The 18,036-nt window shown below is 74.0% G+C and carries 19 protein-coding genes; 8 read left to right on the plus strand and 11 right to left on the minus strand.

Translation table 11 applies throughout. The features are described 5' to 3' along the window. The first annotated feature begins 8 nt into the window (after positions 1-8). A complete protein-coding gene (locus D9C15_RS17450; RefSeq protein ID WP_127999527.1) occupies positions 9-2,768 on the plus strand; it encodes a TIR domain-containing protein in 2,760 nt (919 codons plus the stop codon). Positions 2,769-2,822: 54 nt separating this feature from the next. On the opposite strand, the gene D9C15_RS17455 is transcribed toward D9C15_RS17450, so the two are convergent. The 7 genes from D9C15_RS17455 to D9C15_RS17485 all read right to left on the minus strand — a co-directional run bounded on the left by D9C15_RS17455 (position 2,823) and on the right by D9C15_RS17485 (position 8,587). Continuing rightward, positions 2,823-3,227, minus strand: coding sequence for a hypothetical protein (locus D9C15_RS17455; protein ID WP_127999529.1), 405 nt, complete (start codon positions 3,225-3,227; stop codon positions 2,823-2,825). A gap of 95 nt (positions 3,228-3,322) precedes the next feature. Further along, complete coding sequence (locus D9C15_RS17460) at positions 3,323-4,276, minus strand: DUF998 domain-containing protein (RefSeq protein ID WP_164886760.1); 954 nt, start codon at positions 4,274-4,276, stop codon at positions 3,323-3,325. A gap of 49 nt (positions 4,277-4,325) precedes the next feature. After that, positions 4,326-5,660 (minus strand): hemolysin family protein, encoded by a 1,335-nt coding sequence (locus D9C15_RS17465; RefSeq protein WP_127999532.1) that lies wholly within the window; start codon positions 5,658-5,660, stop codon positions 4,326-4,328. Positions 5,661-5,681: 21 nt separating this feature from the next. Further along, positions 5,682-6,332, minus strand: a complete 651-nt coding sequence (locus D9C15_RS17470) for an exopolysaccharide biosynthesis protein (protein WP_127999650.1) — start codon at positions 6,330-6,332, stop codon at positions 5,682-5,684. 28 nt (positions 6,333-6,360) lie between these two features. Continuing rightward, entirely contained in the window at positions 6,361-7,053 is a 693-nt protein-coding gene (locus D9C15_RS17475) for a Bax inhibitor-1 family protein (protein WP_127999534.1), read from the minus strand. A 125-nt stretch (positions 7,054-7,178) separates the two neighbouring features. Continuing rightward, on the minus strand, positions 7,179-7,502 hold the full coding sequence (locus D9C15_RS17480; protein ID WP_127999536.1) for a hypothetical protein: 324 nt from the start codon (positions 7,500-7,502) through the stop codon (positions 7,179-7,181). A gap of 98 nt (positions 7,503-7,600) precedes the next feature. Then, positions 7,601-8,587, minus strand: a complete 987-nt coding sequence (locus D9C15_RS17485; protein ID WP_164886762.1) for a nucleoside hydrolase — start codon at positions 8,585-8,587, stop codon at positions 7,601-7,603. Between the two features lie 97 nt (positions 8,588-8,684). Between D9C15_RS17485 and D9C15_RS17490 the strand changes: the two genes are divergently transcribed. From D9C15_RS17490 to D9C15_RS17515, 6 genes are read left to right on the plus strand one after another with little or no spacing between them, the layout of a single operon-like run. Next, positions 8,685-9,896 (plus strand): ABC transporter substrate-binding protein, encoded by a 1,212-nt coding sequence (locus tag D9C15_RS17490; protein ID WP_205854830.1) that lies wholly within the window; start codon positions 8,685-8,687, stop codon positions 9,894-9,896. Further along, positions 9,893-11,521, plus strand: coding sequence for an ABC transporter permease family protein (locus tag D9C15_RS17495; protein ID WP_240668448.1), 1,629 nt, complete (start codon positions 9,893-9,895; stop codon positions 11,519-11,521). Before D9C15_RS17490 ends, D9C15_RS17495 begins: the two co-directional genes overlap by 4 nt. Further along, entirely contained in the window at positions 11,521-12,165 is a 645-nt protein-coding gene (locus D9C15_RS17500; RefSeq protein ID WP_127999542.1) for an ATP-binding cassette domain-containing protein, read from the plus strand. The genes D9C15_RS17495 and D9C15_RS17500 overlap by 1 nt, the downstream gene beginning before the upstream one ends. Beyond that, positions 12,162-14,312, plus strand: coding sequence for a dihydrolipoyl dehydrogenase family protein (locus tag D9C15_RS17505; RefSeq protein ID WP_127999544.1), 2,151 nt, complete (start codon positions 12,162-12,164; stop codon positions 14,310-14,312). The genes D9C15_RS17500 and D9C15_RS17505 overlap by 4 nt, the downstream gene beginning before the upstream one ends. After that, a complete protein-coding gene (locus D9C15_RS17510) occupies positions 14,309-15,025 on the plus strand; it encodes a DUF3047 domain-containing protein (RefSeq protein WP_127999546.1) in 717 nt (238 codons plus the stop codon). The genes D9C15_RS17505 and D9C15_RS17510 overlap by 4 nt, the downstream gene beginning before the upstream one ends. Beyond that, a complete protein-coding gene (locus D9C15_RS17515) occupies positions 15,022-16,101 on the plus strand; it encodes a slr1591 family oxidoreductase (protein ID WP_127999547.1) in 1,080 nt (359 codons plus the stop codon). Before D9C15_RS17510 ends, D9C15_RS17515 begins: the two co-directional genes overlap by 4 nt. Here D9C15_RS17515 and D9C15_RS17520 read toward each other — a convergent pair whose 3' ends face one another. The 4 genes from D9C15_RS17520 to D9C15_RS17535 form a co-directional block, all read right to left on the minus strand. Further along, positions 16,102-16,491 carry a hypothetical protein gene (locus D9C15_RS17520; RefSeq protein WP_127999549.1) on the minus strand — a complete coding sequence of 130 codons (390 nt, stop codon included), beginning with the start codon at positions 16,489-16,491 and terminating at the stop codon, positions 16,102-16,104. Then, a complete protein-coding gene (locus D9C15_RS17525) occupies positions 16,485-17,162 on the minus strand; it encodes a GNAT family N-acetyltransferase (protein WP_127999551.1) in 678 nt (225 codons plus the stop codon). Before D9C15_RS17525 ends, D9C15_RS17520 begins: the two co-directional genes overlap by 7 nt. Positions 17,163-17,170: 8 nt before the next feature. Continuing rightward, complete coding sequence (locus D9C15_RS17530) at positions 17,171-17,422, minus strand: hypothetical protein (protein WP_112187511.1); 252 nt, start codon at positions 17,420-17,422, stop codon at positions 17,171-17,173. 88 nt (positions 17,423-17,510) lie between these two features. After that, a complete protein-coding gene (locus D9C15_RS17535) occupies positions 17,511-17,702 on the minus strand; it encodes a hypothetical protein (RefSeq protein ID WP_127999553.1) in 192 nt (63 codons plus the stop codon). A gap of 134 nt (positions 17,703-17,836) precedes the next feature. On the opposite strand from D9C15_RS17535, the gene D9C15_RS17540 reads away from it, so the two are divergent. Continuing rightward, entirely contained in the window at positions 17,837-18,034 is a 198-nt protein-coding gene (locus D9C15_RS17540; RefSeq protein WP_127999555.1) for a hypothetical protein, read from the plus strand. The last annotated feature ends 2 nt before the right edge of the window (positions 18,035-18,036 follow it).

The following is an 18,036-nucleotide window of genomic DNA, read 5'->3' on the forward strand; positions in this document are numbered from 1 at the left end:
CGCCAGCCATGAGCACCGACCCGCTGCCGCTGGACGCCTTCATCAGCTACTCGCGGCGCGACCGCGCCTTCGCCGAGCGCCTCGAGGCGGCGCTGAAGGCCTACCGCCCGCCGCGCGAGCTGGCCGTGGCGCAGCGCCACCTGGCGGTGTTCCGCGACGAGTCCGACATCGAGGCGGGCGACTACGACGAGGTGATCGGGCGCCACCTGGCGCAGTCGCGCCGGCTCGTCGTGGTGTGCTCGCCGGCCGCGCGCGCCAGCAAGTACGTCGACGACGAGATCGCGCGCTACGTGCGGCTGCACGGCGCGCAGGCGGTGGTGCCGGTGCTGATCGACGGCCTGGCCAACAACGAGGCCGCGCCGGACCAGCACGACCGCATGGCCTTCCCGGGCGCGCTGGTGGCGGCGATGCAGATGCCGCTGGCGGTGAGCTGGCGCGGCTTCGACCCGAAGCGCGACAAGGTCGACCGCGGCGCCTTCGAGGGCCCCTGGTACCAGCTGCTCGCGCACCTGTACGGCGTGAGCCGCGCCGAGATCGAGCAGCGCGACAAGCGGCGCCAGCAGCGCCGCCGGCGCATCGCCTGGAGTGTGACCGGCGCGGTGGTCGCCACGCTCTGCGCGGCGCTGGTGCTCACGGTCCTGGCGCGCAACGAGGCGGTGCGCCAGCGCGACCTGGCCGAGCAGCGCCGCCTCGCGACGCAGGCGCGCCAGCTCAACGTCGAGGCGGCGGCCGCGCTGGCGCTGGACGGCGAGGGCGTGCAGCGCGGCCTGCTGCTGAGCCTCGAATCGCTCGCCTCGCACTGGACGGTGGAAGCGCAGGCCGCGCTGCTGCGCCACCTCGACCGCCTCGCCCCGCGCGGGCGCCGGATCGACGGGCCGCACCGTGCGCCGGTGGTGGCGCTCGCCGCGGATGCGCAGGGCCGCTGGATCGCCAGCGAAAGCGCCGACCTGCTGCTGGTGCGCGAGGCGGACACGCTGCGCGAGGTGCACCGCGCCGAGCGCCTGGGCGGCAACAGCAGCCTGCGCGCCGTCACCTTCAGCCCGGACGGCCGCTGGCTCGCGGCTGGCTGCACCGAGCGCGCCGGCTGCGTCTGGGACACCGCGACCTGGCGCAGCGTGCTGACGCTGGGCGAGGGCGGCCAGGTGCTGCGCGCCGCCGCCTTCGACGCGGACTCGCGCCGCCTCGCCGCGGTGGTGCCCGGTCGCACGCCGGTGCAGCTGTACGCCACCGACGGCTGGCGCGCGCTGCCGCTGCCGCCGGCCGACGACATCGCCGGGCGCATGGTCGACGGCCTGGGTTTCGTGGCGAGCTACCGCCTCGTGCTCAAGGTCGCCGACAAGGTGCTCTGGTGGGACCTCGACCCGCCGGCCCGGCTGGATGCCAGCCCCGGGCACGCGGGCTGGGCCTTCGCCTATGCCGGCACGACGCTCGTCACCCAGGACGGCGAACGCCGCCTGCGCGTGCACGAGGTGGACTACGGCAGCGTGCTGCCCGAGCTGATCGAACAACCCGGCCCCTGGCAGCGCCGCGTGGCCGAGCGGGCGCCGCTGGTGTTCCTGGACTGGGCGGGCTGGCCGGCCCTGGCCGCGATCGATGTCGACGGCATGGCGGTCGTGTGGCCGCGCGCCGGCCCGCGCGACCCGCTGCACCTGGCCGGCGGCATCAGCCTCGGCGCCGGGCCCGGTGGCCTGCTGGTCGGCCGCCCGGACGGCCGCATCGAGATCACCGCGCTCGACCGCCCCGAGACGCTGCGCCTGGACCGGCCCGACGCCGTGCAGGCGCTCGCGCTCGCGCCGGACGGCGGCCGGGTCGCGCTGCGCGACGCGGCGGGCCGCGTGGCGGTGTTCGACACCGTGCAGGGCCAGCGGCTGGCCGGGTTCGAATCGGTGCCGGGCGAGGGCACCCTGGCCTTCAGCCGCGACGGCCGCTGGCTGGTGCTCGCCGGCCCGCGCGAGCTGCGTGTGCACGACGCGGCCGACGGACGCGAACGCCTGCGCCATGCCGCCGGGCAGGCGTTCGGCCCGGTGGGTTGGAGCGCGGACGGCCGCTGGCTGCTGGCGGTGTCGGACCGGCAACTCCTGCGCTTTGGCGTCGAGGGCTGGCAGGCCCTCGCGCCGATCGCGCCGGCCGAAGGCATCACCGCGGTGCGGCTGAGCACCGACGGCCACGCCGTGGCGACCACCGGCTATTCGGACATCGCGCGCGGTGTGGGCCTGCGCCAGCCGTCGATCACGCGGGTCTGGGAGCTGGCCACCGGACGCGCGCTGGCCTGGCAGTCGCACGAGGCCGAGGACCTGGCGCGCATCGGCAGTGGCGTCACCTGGGCCCGCCGCGCGTCGGGCGCGACGGGCGAGTGGACGAGCCGCACCGCTGGCGGCGATGCCGCGCTCGCCGGCCAGGCGGCCGGCTGGCCGATGCTGCATACGCTGGACGAAAGCCACGCGGCGCCGCAGCGGCCCTGGCTGCAGACGCGCGATGCCCATGGCGTGACGCTGGCGCAGCGGGCCGCCGAACGGGCCGCACGTGCCCATGGCAAGGCGCCGTCGGCACTCGCCTTCAGCGCCGACGGCCGGCGCCTGGCGAGCACGGGCGAGGATCGCAGCGTGCGGCTGTGGCCGCTGACGGCGGACGACCTGGTGGCCGATGCCTGCCGCCGGCTGCTGCGCAACCTCAGCGCCGAAGAATGGCAGCGCGCACTCGGCGACCTGCCCTACCGGAGCGGCTGCGCGGGGCTGCCCGGGCCGACGCCGCTGCCGGGTGCGCGCTGAACCCGGAAACGGTCCGGGGCGAACCCGCGCGACACGACCGGGGCCGCGGCCGGGTCATGGCGCCGTCCGGTCCGGCGCCTTGCGGGCGCACGCCTGCACCAGCACCTGCACGTAGCTGCGCATCTCCGAGGCATCGGTCCACTGCGGCGATTCGAACACCGCCACCGACGTCGCGGACGGCTCGGCGGGCACGACGGACACCGCGTGCGTGCCCGCCGCACGGTCGAACGTGCCGGTCACGCCGGCGCGGGCGAGATCGACATGTCGCGGGGAGGCATCGAGTCGCTCGGGGCTCGCGACCAGCGTGCACTCCGGCTCCAGCCGGTACTGCCATCGCCGGCCGCGGGGGGCCTCGGCGCCGAGGCGGTTCATCGCGGCCAGGCGCTGGGCGGTCGACATGCCCTGCGGGTCGATCCGTTCGGCATCGCCGGTGGGGTAACCCTCGGAGCAGCCGGCCACGCCGGCCGCCAGCCCGGCAGCCGCCAGCCAGGCGCAAACGGGCCGGCCCGGTGCGGGGCGATCTGCGCGGCGCAACCGGTGCACCCGATGCGGCCCTAGCGGAAGGACTTGAACACCAGCCAGCCCGTCCACAGCAGGAAGGCGGCCGGGAACAGGAAGATGCAGAGGCGGTCCAGCCGCTTCCACTTCGCCTCCTCGCCGGCCTCGTCCCACTTCAGGCAGATCGCCGACTGCACGATCGAGGCGAAGATGAAGCCCATCGCCACCATGTGCATCTGGTCGGCCACCGTCAGCAGCGCCGACTCCGGGATCGCGGAGGCGACCACGAAGGCGCTGGCCGCCACCGCGAACAGCGCGCCCACGCCCAGGCCGAAACGCGGGTCCACGTCTACCGGGCGGATGCCGAAGGCGACGAAGGCCACCAGCGTGGCGAACACCACCGTGGACAGCAGCTTGACCGCCGAGCCGACACCGGCCCGCGTCATGTCCATGCCGAAGGTCAGGCGCGAGTAGGTCGACAGCGCGTCGGTGGGCTGCGAGGTGTCGCCGTAGTTGGTCTTGTATTCCTTCTGCGTGGCCTGGGTCGCGAAGCCCGAGACCACCCAGCCCGGCAGGCTGAGCTCGTCGCCCAGGCGCGAGTTCGTGATGTCGGGCTCGAACACCAGCGCGCTGTCGACGAACTGGCTGTCCTCGAGGTGCACCTGCACGCGGTGGCTGTCGAACGGGAAGCTCTCCAGCGCCCAGTTCTTGAAGATCGTCGCGGTCACGCGCGCCGAGGCGTAGTTCAGCTCGCCGATCTTCTTCTCGACCACGCTGGTCTGGCCGTCGATGCGGCCGTTGATCAGCTCCATGCTGGCCAGCGGCTTGTACTCGGCCAGCTCGCCCTCGGCCTTCCAGCGGAACCAGATGTAGAAGTCGAGCGAGAACTTGCTTTCCTTGAAGCTCACCTCGGTCATCTTGTTGATGTAGGTGCCGACGACCACCTTGCCGGGCGCTGCGGCCGCCGGCATCGCGCCCCCGACGCCGAACGCCACGATCGCCGCAAGCATTGCGAGAACTCTTCTGATGGACACGAGCGATTCCTCCAGGGTGCACGGATCAGGGGTGGGCGGCATCGGCGGCGGTCTGCGCCGCGCCGGGACCGTCCGTGTCGTCGGGCAGCGGGGAGGCGAGCACCTTGTCGATGCGCTTGCCGTCCATGTCGACGATCTCGAAGCGCCAGCGCTGCCACTGCGCCTTGTCGCCCTCGTGGGGCAGCTGCCCGGTCAGCAGCATCAGCATGCCGCTGAGCGTGTGATAGCGGCCACGGTCCTCCTCCGGCGCGGCGTCGAGCCCGAGGCGGTCTTTCAGCTCGGGAATCGGGATGTGGCCGTCGAGCAGCCACGATCCGTCGTCGCGCCGGACGGCCCACGCGGTGTCGGGGTTGCGCGGGTGGAACTCGCCGGTGATCGCCTCGATCAGGTCCTGCAGCGTGACGATGCCCTGCACCTCGCCGTATTCGTCGATCACGAAGGCCATGTGCACGTCCATCGAGCGGAAGTTGTCGAGCAGTTCCATGCCGGCCAGGGTCTCCGGCACGTACAGCGGCTGCTCGAGCTGCGCCTGCAGGTCGGGCGCGCCGCCGCGCACCGTGCGCGACAGCAGCTTGCGGGCGTTGACCACGCCCTCGATGCGGTCCAGCCCGCCATGCACCACCGGGAAGCGGGCGTGATCGGATTGCTCGATGCGTGCGAGGTTCTGCTCGAACGGTGCGTCGAGGTCGAGGGCCACGACGTTGCCGCGCGGCACCATCAGCGAGGTGATCTGCCGGTCGTCGAGCAGGAACACGTTGCGCACCATGGTGTGCTCGTGCGACTCGATCACGCCGGCGCTCGTGCCTTCGGCCAGCACCGCATGGATCTCCTCCTCGGTGACGTGGGAGCCGCTGCGTTCGCGCACGCCCAGCAGGCGCAGCAGGAGGTTGGTCGAGCCCGACAGCAGCCGCACGAAGGGCTTCGTCGCCACGGCCAGCCAGCCGATCGGCTGGGCCACGAGCCGGGCCACGGCCTCGGGGTGGGTCTGGCCCAGGCGCTTGGGGACGAGCTCGCCCAGCACGATCGAGAAGTAGGTGATCAGCACCACCACCAGCGCGGTGGCCGCGTAGTGGCTGTAGGCCGCGTTCAGGCCGAGCGTCACGAGCCACTCGGCCAGCGGCCCGGCCAGGACCGCCTCGCCGACGATGCCGTTGAGCACGCCGATCGAGGTGATGCCGATCTGGATCGTCGACAGGAACCGGTTCGGATCCTCGCCGAGCGCGACCGCGGCGGCCGCGGCACGATCCCCCTCGTCGACGAGCTTCTGCATCCGCGCCTTGCGCGCGGTGACCAGCGCGATCTCCGACATCGCGAAGGCGCCGTTGAGCAGGATGAGGCAGAGGAGAAGCGCGATTTCCATGGTGAGGGACCGGCCGCCGCGTCAGGGGAACGCGTTGGCGAGGAGGAACAGGGCGCTCTTGATCAGCGCGTAGAGCACGCCCCAGACGAGCGCCACCGAGCTGAGGGCGGCCGCCAGGCCGGCCAGCACCCAGAGGCCGTCGCGCTCGAGGATGCCCAGCGCGAACAGGCAGATCGCCAGCGCCGGCAGCATGTTGCCCAGGGGAATCGGCAGGAACACGATCAAGGCGAGCAGCAGGCACAACAGGCCCACGCCGTACTCGGCCGGCGGCGTGCACAGTGCGGCCCAGCGCGGGCGCAGCAGCCGCTCGGCGCGCGCCAGCCAGGGCAGCGCCCGCGTGACGAGGGCAGCGAAGTGGCCGCGCGGCATCGAACGCTCGGCGATGACACGCGGCAGCCAGGGGCGCCGGCCCAGCGCCAGCTGCGCCGCCAGGAACAGCAGCGGCGCGCCGAGCAGCGCCGAGGTGCCCGGCGGGACCGGCACCACGTTGGGCAGCGCGAACAGGAGCAGCAGCGCCGCCAGCGCCCGGTCGCGCAGGGCGAGCAGCAGGTCGCCGACCGACACCCGTTCGCGCGAGACGTCGGCCGCCAGCTCGGCCAGCAGGTGCGACAGCGGGCGTGCCGTCGACCCTGCCGGAGCCGCCGCGACGGTCGGTACCTCGCCGCCGCTCATCGGCACGGCCGGGTCGGGCGCGTCGGCCTCATTCGTCGCGCGATCCGGCCAGGCCGAGCAGCGACAGCAGCGCCTGGAACACGTTGTAGATGCTCAGGTACACGCCGAGGGTGGCGCTGATGTAGTTGGTCTCGTGGCCGTCGCGCACGCGCTTGAGGTCGTACAGGATGAAGGCCGAGAAGATGCCGATGACCAGCACCGACAGCGTGATCATCAGGGCGCCGGAGCCGATGAAGACGTTGGCGATGCCGGCCACCAGCACCATGATGGCACCGATGAACAGCCACTTGCCCATTGCCGAGAGGTCGCGCCGGATGATCGACGACAGCGTGGCCATGCCGAGGAAGATCGCGCCGGTGCCGGCGAAGGCCGTCATGATCAGGCCCGCGCCATTGGCCAGGCCGAGCACGGCGCCGACCAGCCGGGCCAGCATCAGGCCCATGAAGAAGGTGAAGGCCAGCAGCACCGGCACGCCGGCGGCGGAGTTCTTGGTCTTCTCGATGGCGAACATGAAGCCGAAGGCGCCCACCAGGAACACGATCAGCCCGATGCCCGGGGACATCGCCCGGGCGATGCCGGTCGTCACCCCGATCCAGGCGCCCAGCACCGTGGGCACCATCGACAGCGCGAGCAGCCAGTAGGTGTTGCGCAGGACGCGGTTGCGCTCGGCGGACAGGGCCGCACCGGTCGATGCGGGATGAAGAGGAAAGCTCTGGTTCATGACGGTTCCTGGAAGTGAACGGGCGGCACGCCGCGTTCGGTGGAGAGGCCACCGGGCCACCGGTGCCCGGCGGGCCCCGTGTGCAAGAGGTGTGGGAGGCGCGGCGCGAGGCGCCGCGGCGGGGACTACGCGTCGACCGTGGCCGCGCAGGGCGGGCGCTGCAGCGCGTCGAGGAAGGGCGGGCTCAGCGCGTTCATCGAGAACGGCGCCGGCGGCGCCATGGCGAGTGCCGGCGCCTGCACCTCGGCACGGCCCTGCAGGAGGCAGGGCAGGTCCGCCAGGTGCTCGATCTGTGCCTGTGCGGGCAGGTCGTCCAGATGGTGGTCGGCGACCGACCCGTCGCTGCCTGCATACGGCGAACCGACCGCCAGCGCGGCCACCTGTTGCGCGGCGTCCGGCGTGTCGGGCGCGAACACCTGCTCCTGCGCCGCGAGGGCGGACCAGAACATGACAAGCGCCAGCAGGAAGGCAACGGCCCGGGAGAACATGTGGCGGTCATTGTAGGGCTTGGTGACCGCGGGCCTCGCGGGCCGTCCGCAGTCCTGCCTCACCCGGCCCCTTCCAGCGAGCGGAAGAAGTCCGCGAACACCGCGTCGCGGTTCACCGCGTAGGCCTCGCGCATCAGGTGCCGGCCCGGCGCGGCGCGCCAGCGCTTGTCCTCGCCGAGCACCGGCGTGCGCACCAGCGTGCTCGGCACCCAGCCGGGCTCGATCAGCCAGGCGATGTTGATCAGGTCCCAGATCACCCAGCTGTGGGCGAAGAAGTCGTCGATGCCCAGCAGCTCCCACAGCGGGTTGTGGGTGTAGAGCTCGAACAGCCAGTCGCCCAGCGCGCTGCGGCCCTTCACCCAGCGCTCCATCTCGGGCAGCGACAGGCGCAGTTGCGCTCCGACCTGGAAGCCCGGCAGGTAGACATGCGGCACGCCGCAGTCGAGCAGCGTGCGCGTGGCGTGCAGGTCCTGCTCGAGGTTGAACGAATCGTTGACCTGCGGCGCGTGCGAAGGGTAGCCGCTGGTCCAGACCACCACGATGCGCTCGGCGATCTCGGGCGCGAGCAGCAGCGCCGCGGCGACGTTGGTCGGGCAGCCGATCGCCACCACGTAGAGCGGCTCGTCGGCCGGCTGCGCACGCGCCAGCGCGATCAGGTGCTCGGCCGCGGCGCTGGCCGGCGGCGGCTCTCCGGCGCGCAGGTAGTCGGTGGCGCCGGCGAACACGCGGCCCGCAGGCAGCACGCCGGCCTTCTCGAACGCGGTGACGATCACGTCCAGGCTGCGCTGCATGCCGATGCCGGGGGCGTCGAAGCAGGGCAGCTCGCGCGCCGACGCGCCGGCGCGGGCCCGATAGGCCTCGCGCCGGTGGGCGAAGGACCAGGGCGCCGCGTACACCGCCTCGAGCTGCAGCCGCTCGGGCCGGCGCAGCGCCCAGGCGAGCGCGAAGGCGTCGTCGATCTCGTTGGCCGCGTCGGTGTCGATCACCACGCGCGGCCGGCCGCGCGGGGGGGCGAGGCGCTGCGTGGTCCAGGCATCGTCGTGCATGCGAGATTCTGGCTGTAAGGCGCCGGCGGCCGCCGCGACCAAGGCCGATACACTGCCTCGCCCGGAGCCGGGCTGCTGCCCGGCGGGAGACTCCGCGATGACGAGACCGCCTCCGCAGCCCGCCGGACTGCGCCGCCGCACGATGTTGTCCGCCGCTGCGCTGCTGCACTGGGCGGGCGCCGCGCGGGCGGCGGACTGGCCCGCCATCGAGCGGGCCGCGCGCGGCCAGACCGTGTACTTCAACGCCTGGGCCGGCAGCGACCGCGTCAACGCCTACCTGCAGTGGGCCGCGGCGGAAGTGGCGCAGCGCTTCGCCATCCGGCTCGAGCACGTGAAGCTCGGCGACACGGCCGAGCTCGTCAAGCGCGTGCGCGCCGAGAAGCAGGCCGGGCGCGATCGCGACGGCTCGGCCGACATGGTGTGGATCAACGGCGAGAACTTCCTCGCGATGAAGCGCGAGGGCCTGCTGTTCGGCCCGTTCGCCGAGAGCCTGCCGGCCTTCCGCTACGTCGACACGGTCGGCAAGCCGACCACCCGCATCGACTTCTCCGAGCCGGTGGAGGGTTACGAGGCCGCCTGGGGCATGGCGCAGTTCACCTTCTATGGCGACGCGCGCCGCGTCGCCCGCCCGCCGACGGGCTTCGACGAACTGCTCGCCTTCGCGCAGGCGCAGCCCGGGCGCTTCACCTACCCCAAGCCGCCCAACTTCCACGGCACCACCTTCCTGAAGCAGGTGCTGGTCGAACGGGTGCCCGACCGTGCGCCGCTCTACCGACCGGCCGGTGCGGACGCTTCCGCGCTGCTGGCGCCGCTGTGGTCGGCGCTGGAGTCGCTGCACCCGCTGCTGTGGCGCCAGGGCCGCGCCTTCCCGGCCAACACCGCGGCGATGCGCCAGATGCTGGCCGACGGCGAACTGCACGTGTCGCTGACCTTCAACCCGAACGAGGCCGCCAACGAGATCGCCGCGAAGCGCCTGCCCGACTCGGTGGTCAGCTGGCAGCACCGCGGCGGCACCATCGGCAACACGCACTTCCTCGCCATCCCGTACAACGCGCGGGCCCGGGAAGGCGCGCAGGTGGTGATCGACTTCCTGCAGTCGCCGCTGGCGCAGGCGCGCAAGGCCGACATCCGTCACTGGGGCGACCCGACCGTGCTGGCGCTGGACAAGCTGCCCCCCGCCGAGCGCGCGCTGTTCGGCGCCGCGCCGGCGCCCGGCAGCGTGCGCGAGCCGGCACCGGTGCTGCCCGAGCCGCACGGCAGCTGGGTCGAGGTGATCGAGCGCGAATGGGCGCGCCGGCACGGCCAGTGAGGCTGTGGTGGCTGCCCGCCGGGCTGTATGCGGTGCCGCTCGGTGCGGCACTGGCCGGTGCGCTCGGCGCGGGCCTCGATGCCGCGGCCTGGCAGCGCCTGCTCGACGACCCGGCGCTGTGGCCGGCGCTGCGGCTGAGCCTGTGGGTGGGCGCTGCCTCGACGCTGCTGGCGCTCGGGCTGAGCCTGCTGCTGGTGACGCACCTGCACGGCACGCCCTTCTGGCAACGAGTCGAGCGCACCCTCGGCGCGCTGCTCGCGGTGCCGCACGCGGCCTTTGCGGTCGGCCTCGCGCTGCTGCTCGCGCCCAGCGGCGCGCTGATGCGCCTGCTCGCGCCGCTGGCCGGCTGGGACGCACCCCCCGACCTCGCCACGGTGCAGGACCCGGCCGGGCTGGCGCTGATCGCCGGCCTGGTGCTCAAGGAGGTTCCCTTCCTGCTCTGGAACATGATGGCCCAGCTGCGCCCGCCGGCCGAGGCACAGCGGCTGCGCCAGCAGCTGCTGACGGCGCGCACGCTGGGTTATGCCGACGCCAGCGTGTGGTGGCGCGTGCTGTGGCCGCAGCTGCTGCCGCGCCTGGCGCTGCCGCTGCTGGCCGTGTGGGCCTACGGCGTGACGGTGGTCGACATGGCGCTGGTGCTCGGGCCGACACGCCCACCGACGCTGGCGGTGCTGGCCTGGCAATGGCTGCTCGATGCGCAGGCGGCCGTCAACGCGCAGGGGGCTGCGGCGGCGCTGCTGCTGGCGCTGCTGACGGCCGGCGGCGCGCTGCTCGCGGCCGCGGCGCTGCGGCTCGTGCGGCCGGCGCTGCGGCGCTGGCGCAGCCGTGGCGACCGGCCCGCCGCGCGGCGTGCCGCGGCGCTGGTGCCGCAGCTCGCGAAGGGCGGGGCGCTGCTGTACGTGCTGGTGCTGGCGCTGCTCGCCTTCGTCTCGGTGGCCGGGGTCTGGACCTTTCCGGCCTGGTGGCCGCAGCAGCTCACCACCGAGGCCTGGCAGAACGTCGCCGGGGCGCAGGCCACGCTGCGGCTCAGCGCCGGCCTGGGCCTTCTGTCCGCCTTCACCGGGCTGCTGCTGGCGCTGGCCTGGATGGAGAGCACCCCGGCGCGCTGGGACACCGCGGCCGCGCCGGTGGTGTTCGCCACGCTGCTGGTGCCCGGGCTGCTGCTGGCGGTGGGGCTGTACCGCCTCGCGCTCGCGCTGCGCGTCGACGGCCAGCTGCTCGGGCTGTGGCTGGCGCACAGCCTGTACACCACACCGTATGCGCTGATCGCGCTGGCGCCGGCCTACCGCGGCTTCGATGCGCGCTACGCGCAGATCGCCGCGGCGCTGGGCCGTGGCCGCGCGGTGTTCCTGTGGCGCATCAAGTGGCCCATGCTGCGCGCGCCGATCGCCGCGGCGCTGGCGGTCGGCTTCGCGGTGAGCATCGCGCAGTACCTCAGCACGCAGTTCGTCGGTGCCGGCCGGCATGCCACCGTCACCACCGAGGCGATCACCCTGGCCGCCGGCGGGCAGCGCCCGACCCTGGCGGCCTTCGCGCTGCTGCAGGCGCTGCTGCCGGCACTCGGCTTCGCGCTGGCCTGGGCGGTGGGGCGGCGCGAGCGCGCCCTGGCGCCGCGGGAGGGCTGATGCTGGAGCTGCTGCAGGTCGGCATCAGCACGCCGCAGGGCCCGCTGCTGGCCGGCCTGGATGCGCGCATCGGCGCCGGCGAGGTGCTGGTGGTGCGCGGGCCGAGCGGTTCGGGCAAGTCCTCGTTGCTGGCCTGGCTGTGCGGCACGCTGCCGGCGCCGCTCGCCGGGCACGGCACGGTGCGGCTGGACGGGCGCGACGTGACCCGGCTGCCGACGGCGCAGCGGCGCATCGGCATCCTGTTCCAGGACGACCTGCTGTTCCCGCACGTGAGCGTGCTCGAGAACCTGCTGTTCGCGCTGCCGCCGGGCCCGGCCGCAGCGCGACGTGCGCAGGCGCAGGCCGCGCTGGAGGAGGCCGGGCTCGCGGGTTACGGGCCGCGTGCGCCGCACACGCTCTCGGGCGGGCAGCGGGCGCGCGTGGCGCTGCTGCGGGCACTGCTGGCACAGCCGCGTGCGCTGCTGCTCGACGAGCCGTTCTCGCGCCTGGACGCCGCGCTGCGGGTGCGCTTCCGCGCCCAGGTGTTCGAGAGGCTGCGCGCGCAGGGCATCCCGGCGCTGCTGGTGACACACGACCCGCAGGACGCACCGTCCGGCGCTCGGCAGGTGCAGCTCGGTCCCACCGACGCAGGAGACACCGCATGACCCGCAGCCGCTGGATGCTCCTGGCCGTGCTGGCCACCGCGCTGCTGGCCTTCTTCGTCTTCGACCTCGGGCGCTTCCTGAGCCTCGACGAACTGCGGGCGCGCCAGGCGGAGTTCGCCGCGCTGTACGCGCAGCACCCGCTGCAGGTGATGGCGGCCTACTTCGTGCTGTACGTGCTGGTCACCGCGCTCTCGCTGCCCGGCGCGGCCATCATGACGCTGGCCGGCGGGGCGGTGTTCGGCCTCGTCGTCGGCACGCTGCTGGTGTCGTTCGCCTCCAGCCTGGGGGCGACGCTCGCCTTCCTGGTCGCGCGCCACCTGCTGCGCGAGCCGGTGCGCGCGCGCTTCGGCGCCCGCGTGGCGGAGATCGACCGCGGCATCGCGAAGGAGGGCGGCTTCTACCTGTTCACGCTGCGCCTGGTGCCGCTGGTGCCGTTCTTCGTGATCAACCTCGTGATGGGGCTGACCGCGATGCGCACGCTCACCTTCTATGCCGTCAGCCAGCTCGGCATGCTGGCCGGCACGCTGGTGTACGTGAACGCCGGCACGCAACTGGCGCGGCTCGACTCGCCGGCCGGCATCCTCTCGCCGGCGCTGATCGGGTCCTTCGTGCTGCTCGGGCTGTTCCCGCTGGCCGCCAAGCGCGTGGTGGACGCGGTGCGTGCGCGGCGCGTCTACGCACGCTGGGCGCACGCGAAGCCGCGCCGCTACGACCGCAACCTGGTCGTGATCGGTGCCGGCGCGGCGGGCCTGGTGACGAGCTACATCGCCGCCGCGGTGAAGGCCAGGGTCACGCTGGTCGAGTCGCACAAGATGGGCGGCGACTGCCTGAACTACGGCTGCGTGCCGAGCAAGGCGCTGATCCGCACCGCGACGCTCGCGCGCGAGCTGCGCGACGCGGCGCACTACGGTCTGGACGCCGCGCCGCCCACGGTCGACTTCGCGCGGGTGATGGAGCGTGTCGCGCAGGTGGTGCGCGACATCGAGCCGCACGATTCGGTGGAGCGCTACACCGGGCTCGGCGTGGAGGTGCTGGCCGGGCATGCGCGGCTGGTCGACCCGTGGACCGTGGAGGTCCGCCTCGGCGACGGCAGCCTGCAGCGCCTGAGCACCCGCGCCATTGTGCTGGCCACCGGCGCCGAACCCTTCGTGCCGCCGCTGCCCGGCCTGGCCGAGGCCGGGGTGCTGACCAGCGACACGCTGTGGGGCCTGCGCGAGCTGCCGCGCCGCCTGCTGGTGCTGGGCGGCGGGCCGATCGGCTGCGAGCTGGCCCAGGCCTTCGCGCGGCTCGGCGCGCAGGTCACGCTGGTCGAGCAGGCGCCGCGCCTGATGGTGCGCGAGGACGAGGAGGTGTCGGCGCTGGTGCGCGCGAGCCTGGAGCGCGACGGCGTGGCGGTGCGCCTGGGCACGCGCGCGCTGCGCTGCGTTCCGGGCGGGGGCGCGCAGCAGCTGGTGGTCGAGCACGAGGGCACCGAGCAGGCGCTCGGCTTCGACCGGATCCTGTGTGCCGTCGGCCGCGTGGCACGGCTGCGCGGCTACGGGCTGGAGGAACTCGGCATCCCGAGCGGGCGCACCATCGAGACCAACGCGTATCTCGAGACGCTCTACCCGAACATCTACGCCGCGGGCGACGTGGCCGGGCCGTACCAGTTCACCCACACCGCCAGCCACCAGGCCTGGTATGCCGTGGTCAACGCGCTGTTCGGCCACTGGCGCCGCTTCAAGGCCGACTACTCGGTGATCCCCTGGTGCACCTTCGTCGACCCCGAGGTCGCGCGCGTCGGGCTGAACGAGCAGGAGGCGCGTGCCCAGGGGGTGGCCTACGAGCTGACGCGCTTCGAGCTCGGCGAGCTCGACCGCGCGATCGCCGAGGGCGCCACGCAGGGCTTCGTCAAGGTGCTCACGCCGCCGGGCAGCGACCGCATCCTCGGCGTGACGCTGGTCGGGGCGCATGCCGGCGAACTGATCGCCGAATGGGTGCTCGCGATGCGCCATGGCCTGGGCCTGAACAAGCTGCTCGGCACGATCCACGTCTACCCCACGCTGGCCGAGGCCAACAAGTACGCCGCCGGGGCCTGGAAGCGCGCCCATGCGCCGCAGCGCCTGCTCGAATGGGTGGCGCGCTATCACGCCTGGCGGCGCGGATGAAGGGCCGCGCACGCGGCCTGCTGGTGCTGCTGCTGGCGGTGGGCAGCGCACGCGCCGAGCCGCTGCTGCAGCCGCTGGCCGGCGCGGACGGTGCGCTGCCGCCCGCGCCCTGGCGCTATGCCGGGCTGCCCACGCAACGCGAGCCGGCCACACGCTACGGCATGGCCGGCGTCGACGGGCGGCGCGCGCTGCGCATCGAGGCCGAATCCTCCTACGGCAACCTGGTGCACCCGCTGCAGCGGCCGGCCGAGGCCCTGCAGCTGAGCTGGTCCTGGCGCGTCGACTCGTTCGCAGCGGGGGCCGACCTGCGGCGGCGCGACGGCGACGACAACGCGGTCAAGGTCTGCGTGCTGTTCGACCTGCCGCTGGCGCGCGTGCCCTTCGTCGAGCGCCAGCTGCTGCGCCTGGCGCGTGCGCGCAGCGCCGAGGCGCTGCCGGCGGCCACCGTCTGCTACGTGTGGGATGCGCTGCTGCCGGCCGGCAGCGTGCTGCCCAATGCCTACACGCGCCGCCTGCGTTACCTGGTGCTGCGCAGCGGCGCCGAGCCGGGCTGGCGCGACGAGCGGCGCGACATCGCGGCCGACTTCCGGCAGCTGTTCGGCGACGAGAGCACCGAGGTGCCGGCGGTCCTTGCCATTGCGCTCGGCGCCGACGCGGACAACACCCGCGGCCGCAGCCTCGCGCATGTGGCCGACCTGGTGCTGGCGCGATGAAGCGCCTGCTGCTGCTCGGCGGCGGCCACGCGCACCTGCAGGTGCTGAACGCCTTTGCCGCCCGGCCGCCCGACGGTGCCGAACTGCGGCTGGTGACGCCGCACGCACGGCTCTGGTACTCCGGCATGCTGCCCGGCTGGGTGGCCGGTCATTACGCGCAGGAGGAGTGCACCGTGCCGCTGGCGGCGCCGGCGCGGCGCGCCGGGGCGACGCTGCACGAGGCGCAGGCGGTGGGCCTGGACGCGGCGGCGCGCCGCGTCCGGCTCGACGACGGCCGGGTGCTCGAGTACGACCTGCTCAGCCTCGACACCGGCGGCGTGCCCGACCTCGACGGCCTGCCCGGCGCGGCCGCGCGGGGCCTGGCGCTGCGGCCGATCGAGGCCTTCGTCGCCCGCTGGCAGGCGGCCGGGCCGCCGCGGCGGCTGGTGGTGGTCGGCGGCGGCGCGGCCGGTGCGGAACTGGCGTTGGCGGCCGCCTGGCGCTGGCGTGGCCGCACGGCGGTGGCGCTGGTGTGCGGCGCGGGCGGCCTGCTGGCGAGCCATCCGCCGGGCGTCCGCGGGCACATGCGGCGTGCCGCGGCGCGCCTGGGCGTGGCACTGCACGAACGGCGCGGCGCGGCGATCGAGGCGGGTGGCGTGCGGCTGGACGACGGCCGCCTGCTCGAGGCCGACCAAGTGCTGCTCGCGCTCGGCGTGGCCGCGCCGCCCTGGCTGCGCGGCAGCGGGCTCGCGCTGGACGCGCAGGGTTTCGTCGCCACCGGCGCGACGCTGCAGAGCCTGTCGCACCCGGAGGTGTTCGCCGCCGGCGACGTGGCCTCGTGCATCGACCAGCCGCGGCCGCGCAGCGGCGTCTACGCGCTGCGGGCCGGCGCACCGCTGGCGCACAACCTGCGCGCAGCGCTGGCCGGTGCGCCGCTGCAGCCCTACGTGCCGCAGCGACATGCGCTCAACCTGCTGTCCTGCGGCACGCGGCGCGCGGTGGCGAGCTGGGGCCCGTTCGCGGCCGAGGGCGCCTGGGTCTGGCGCTGGAAGGATGCGATCGACCGGCGCTTCGTCGCGCGCCACGCCGGCCCCTGATCACGGTCGCGAGGCCCCTCGCGCCGCGGCGGCGGCCTGGCGTGCCTCGGCCTTCTGCTTCTCGGCCAGCAGGGCCTGGCACTGGTGCGCGACCGGGCTCGACGCCGGCGCCGCCCCCGGGGCGCTGCGCGACTTCGCGAAGCGCCGCTGCTCGCGCCGGTAGGCCTCGCCCTGGCGCAGCTTGGCCAGGCGCGCGCGGCTGGCCTCGTCGTCCCGCGTGCGCCACAGCGCCAGCCAGGCCGCATCGCGCTGGCCGCGCAGCGGCGGCTGGAGCTGCTCGCAACGTTCGAAGCCGGCGTCGAAGCGGGCCAGCGGTGCGGCGTCGAAGGCGCCCGCCTGGACGCCGCTGCCTGCGGCGAGCAGGGCAGCGAAGACAAGGCGCTTCAGCATGGGCTCACCACCCGCACCACCGACTCGTGCACCGGCCGGAAGCCCATGCGCTCGTACAACGCGCGGGCGCCGACGTTGTCGCGCATCACGTGCAGCATCGGCTGCTCGCCGCGCGCCAGCTGGCGCCGCACCAGCTTGAGCATCAGGCGCCGCGCCAGGCCGCGACCCTGGCTGTCCGGGTGCGTGCAGACGCCGCTGATCTCGCGCAGCTCGCCGGCATGCATGCGCTCGCCGGCCATCGCGACCAGGCGATCGCCGTCGAACAGGCCGAAGTAGTCGCCCAACTCGATGGTGCGCGGGCCGAACGGGCCGGGCCGGGTCAGCTCCGCCAGCGCCAGCGCGGCGCTCGCGTGCGCCGCGGTCAGCGGCACCGCGTCCGGCGCCGGGTCCTGTGCGGGGGTGTCTCCCTCCCAGACCATCTTGAACATGGTCGATTCGACGTCCACGCGCCAGCCCGGCGGGGCCGCGCCGGACCAGCCGTCGCAGTAGAAGTGCTCGCCCTCGGCACAGTGCGGCCGCAGCGCGTCGAGATCGGGTTGCAGCGGGTCGGCGAAGCCGACGATGGGCGAGAAGCCGCTCGCGTAGCGCCGCGCCTGCGCGCCGCCGGTCGAGAAGCGCTCGTGCGGGCCGGCCAGCGTGTGCCAGGTGAGGTTGAGCAGCAGCGGATGCATGGACTTGGTCAACCGAACACCGTGTCGCTCTCGGCGTGCCCGCTGCTGAGGAACAGGCGCAGCAGCGGTGCCATGCCGTCGTGCTCCCACACGCGGCCTTGCACGATGAACTGCCGGCCGCCCAGGCGCAGGGCGTCGCCGGTCTGCGGTGCCACGCTGTGCCCGGCCCAGTACTTGGGCACCGTGATCGAGGCGCGCCGCAGCCAGGCCTGGTCGTCGGGGGTGAAGGTGGGCACGATGCGCAGGGTCTGCTGGTCCATGGTCGCAAGGCGACCTCGCCGGCCGCCCGTTCACTCGGGAAGCCGGCAATCTACCGCAAACCCCTGCGCGCTGCGGCGCGCGGTGCGTTCAGGACGTGGCGGGGCGGAAGTGGCGCGCCTCGAGCGACTTGGCGTCGGTCAGGCGCAGCGCCACCAGCAGGCGCTCGAACCAGGACAGCTTGCGGATGCTGCCGTCGGGCAGGAACAGCACCGGGCCCAGGATGGGCTCGTCGGCGATGGTGGACTCGCGGTACAGCGGGCGGGGCGAGGTGTCTGACATCACGGTCTCCTTCCTGTGGCGACGGCCGGGTCCGTGCCCGGCCGCCTTGTAACAGGATGTAGTCTACTCGTCCGCGTGCGTGGCGTGAAGGGGGGCTGCCCCCGGCACGTAGAATCCGCCGCCTTCGACGCCCCATGACCAGAACCTTGAACGCCACCGCCGGCCGAACCCCCTCCAACGATCGTCGTCTGCGCGCCGCCGCCGCGCCCGCTGCCGACCACGCGCCGCGCGTGGTACCGGCCCGGCCGCCGGTGCGCACCCTGCTGGTGGAAAGCTGCGGCTGGCCGACCGACGCGGCCGTTCCGCCGCGCCGCCGCGCGCCGCGCCGCTGAGG

This window comes from Piscinibacter defluvii, from assembly GCF_004011805.1.
GTDB classification, from domain to species: Bacteria; Pseudomonadota; Gammaproteobacteria; order Burkholderiales; family Burkholderiaceae_C; genus Piscinibacter; species Piscinibacter defluvii.

Excerpts from the sequence above, each read along its gene's own strand:
- D9C15_RS17450 (WP_127999527.1), top strand. The coding sequence starts at position 9 with ATGAGCACCGACCCGCTGCCGCTGGACGCCTTCATCAGCTACTCGCGG.
- D9C15_RS17460 (WP_164886760.1), bottom strand. The coding sequence starts at position 4,276 with ATGCTTGCGGCGATCGTGGCGTTCGGCGTCGGGGGCGCGATGCCGGCG.
- D9C15_RS17465 (WP_127999532.1), bottom strand. The coding sequence starts at position 5,660 with ATGGAAATCGCGCTTCTCCTCTGCCTCATCCTGCTCAACGGCGCCTTC.
- D9C15_RS17470 (WP_127999650.1), bottom strand. The coding sequence starts at position 6,332 with ATGAGCGGCGGCGAGGTACCGACCGTCGCGGCGGCTCCGGCAGGGTCG.
- D9C15_RS17475 (WP_127999534.1), bottom strand. The coding sequence starts at position 7,053 with ATGAACCAGAGCTTTCCTCTTCATCCCGCATCGACCGGTGCGGCCCTG.
- D9C15_RS17480 (WP_127999536.1), bottom strand. The coding sequence starts at position 7,502 with ATGTTCTGGTCCGCCCTCGCGGCGCAGGAGCAGGTGTTCGCGCCCGAC.
- D9C15_RS17485 (WP_164886762.1), bottom strand. The coding sequence starts at position 8,587 with ATGCACGACGATGCCTGGACCACGCAGCGCCTCGCCCCCCCGCGCGGC.
- D9C15_RS17490 (WP_205854830.1), top strand. The coding sequence starts at position 8,685 with ATGACGAGACCGCCTCCGCAGCCCGCCGGACTGCGCCGCCGCACGATG.
- D9C15_RS17500 (WP_127999542.1), top strand. The coding sequence starts at position 11,521 with ATGCTGGAGCTGCTGCAGGTCGGCATCAGCACGCCGCAGGGCCCGCTG.
- D9C15_RS17505 (WP_127999544.1), top strand. The coding sequence starts at position 12,162 with ATGACCCGCAGCCGCTGGATGCTCCTGGCCGTGCTGGCCACCGCGCTG.
- D9C15_RS17510 (WP_127999546.1), top strand. The coding sequence starts at position 14,309 with ATGAAGGGCCGCGCACGCGGCCTGCTGGTGCTGCTGCTGGCGGTGGGC.
- D9C15_RS17515 (WP_127999547.1), top strand. The coding sequence starts at position 15,022 with ATGAAGCGCCTGCTGCTGCTCGGCGGCGGCCACGCGCACCTGCAGGTG.
- D9C15_RS17520 (WP_127999549.1), bottom strand. The coding sequence starts at position 16,491 with ATGCTGAAGCGCCTTGTCTTCGCTGCCCTGCTCGCCGCAGGCAGCGGC.
- D9C15_RS17525 (WP_127999551.1), bottom strand. The coding sequence starts at position 17,162 with ATGCATCCGCTGCTGCTCAACCTCACCTGGCACACGCTGGCCGGCCCG.
- D9C15_RS17530 (WP_112187511.1), bottom strand. The coding sequence starts at position 17,422 with ATGGACCAGCAGACCCTGCGCATCGTGCCCACCTTCACCCCCGACGAC.
- D9C15_RS17535 (WP_127999553.1), bottom strand. The coding sequence starts at position 17,702 with ATGTCAGACACCTCGCCCCGCCCGCTGTACCGCGAGTCCACCATCGCC.
- D9C15_RS17540 (WP_127999555.1), top strand. The coding sequence starts at position 17,837 with ATGACCAGAACCTTGAACGCCACCGCCGGCCGAACCCCCTCCAACGAT.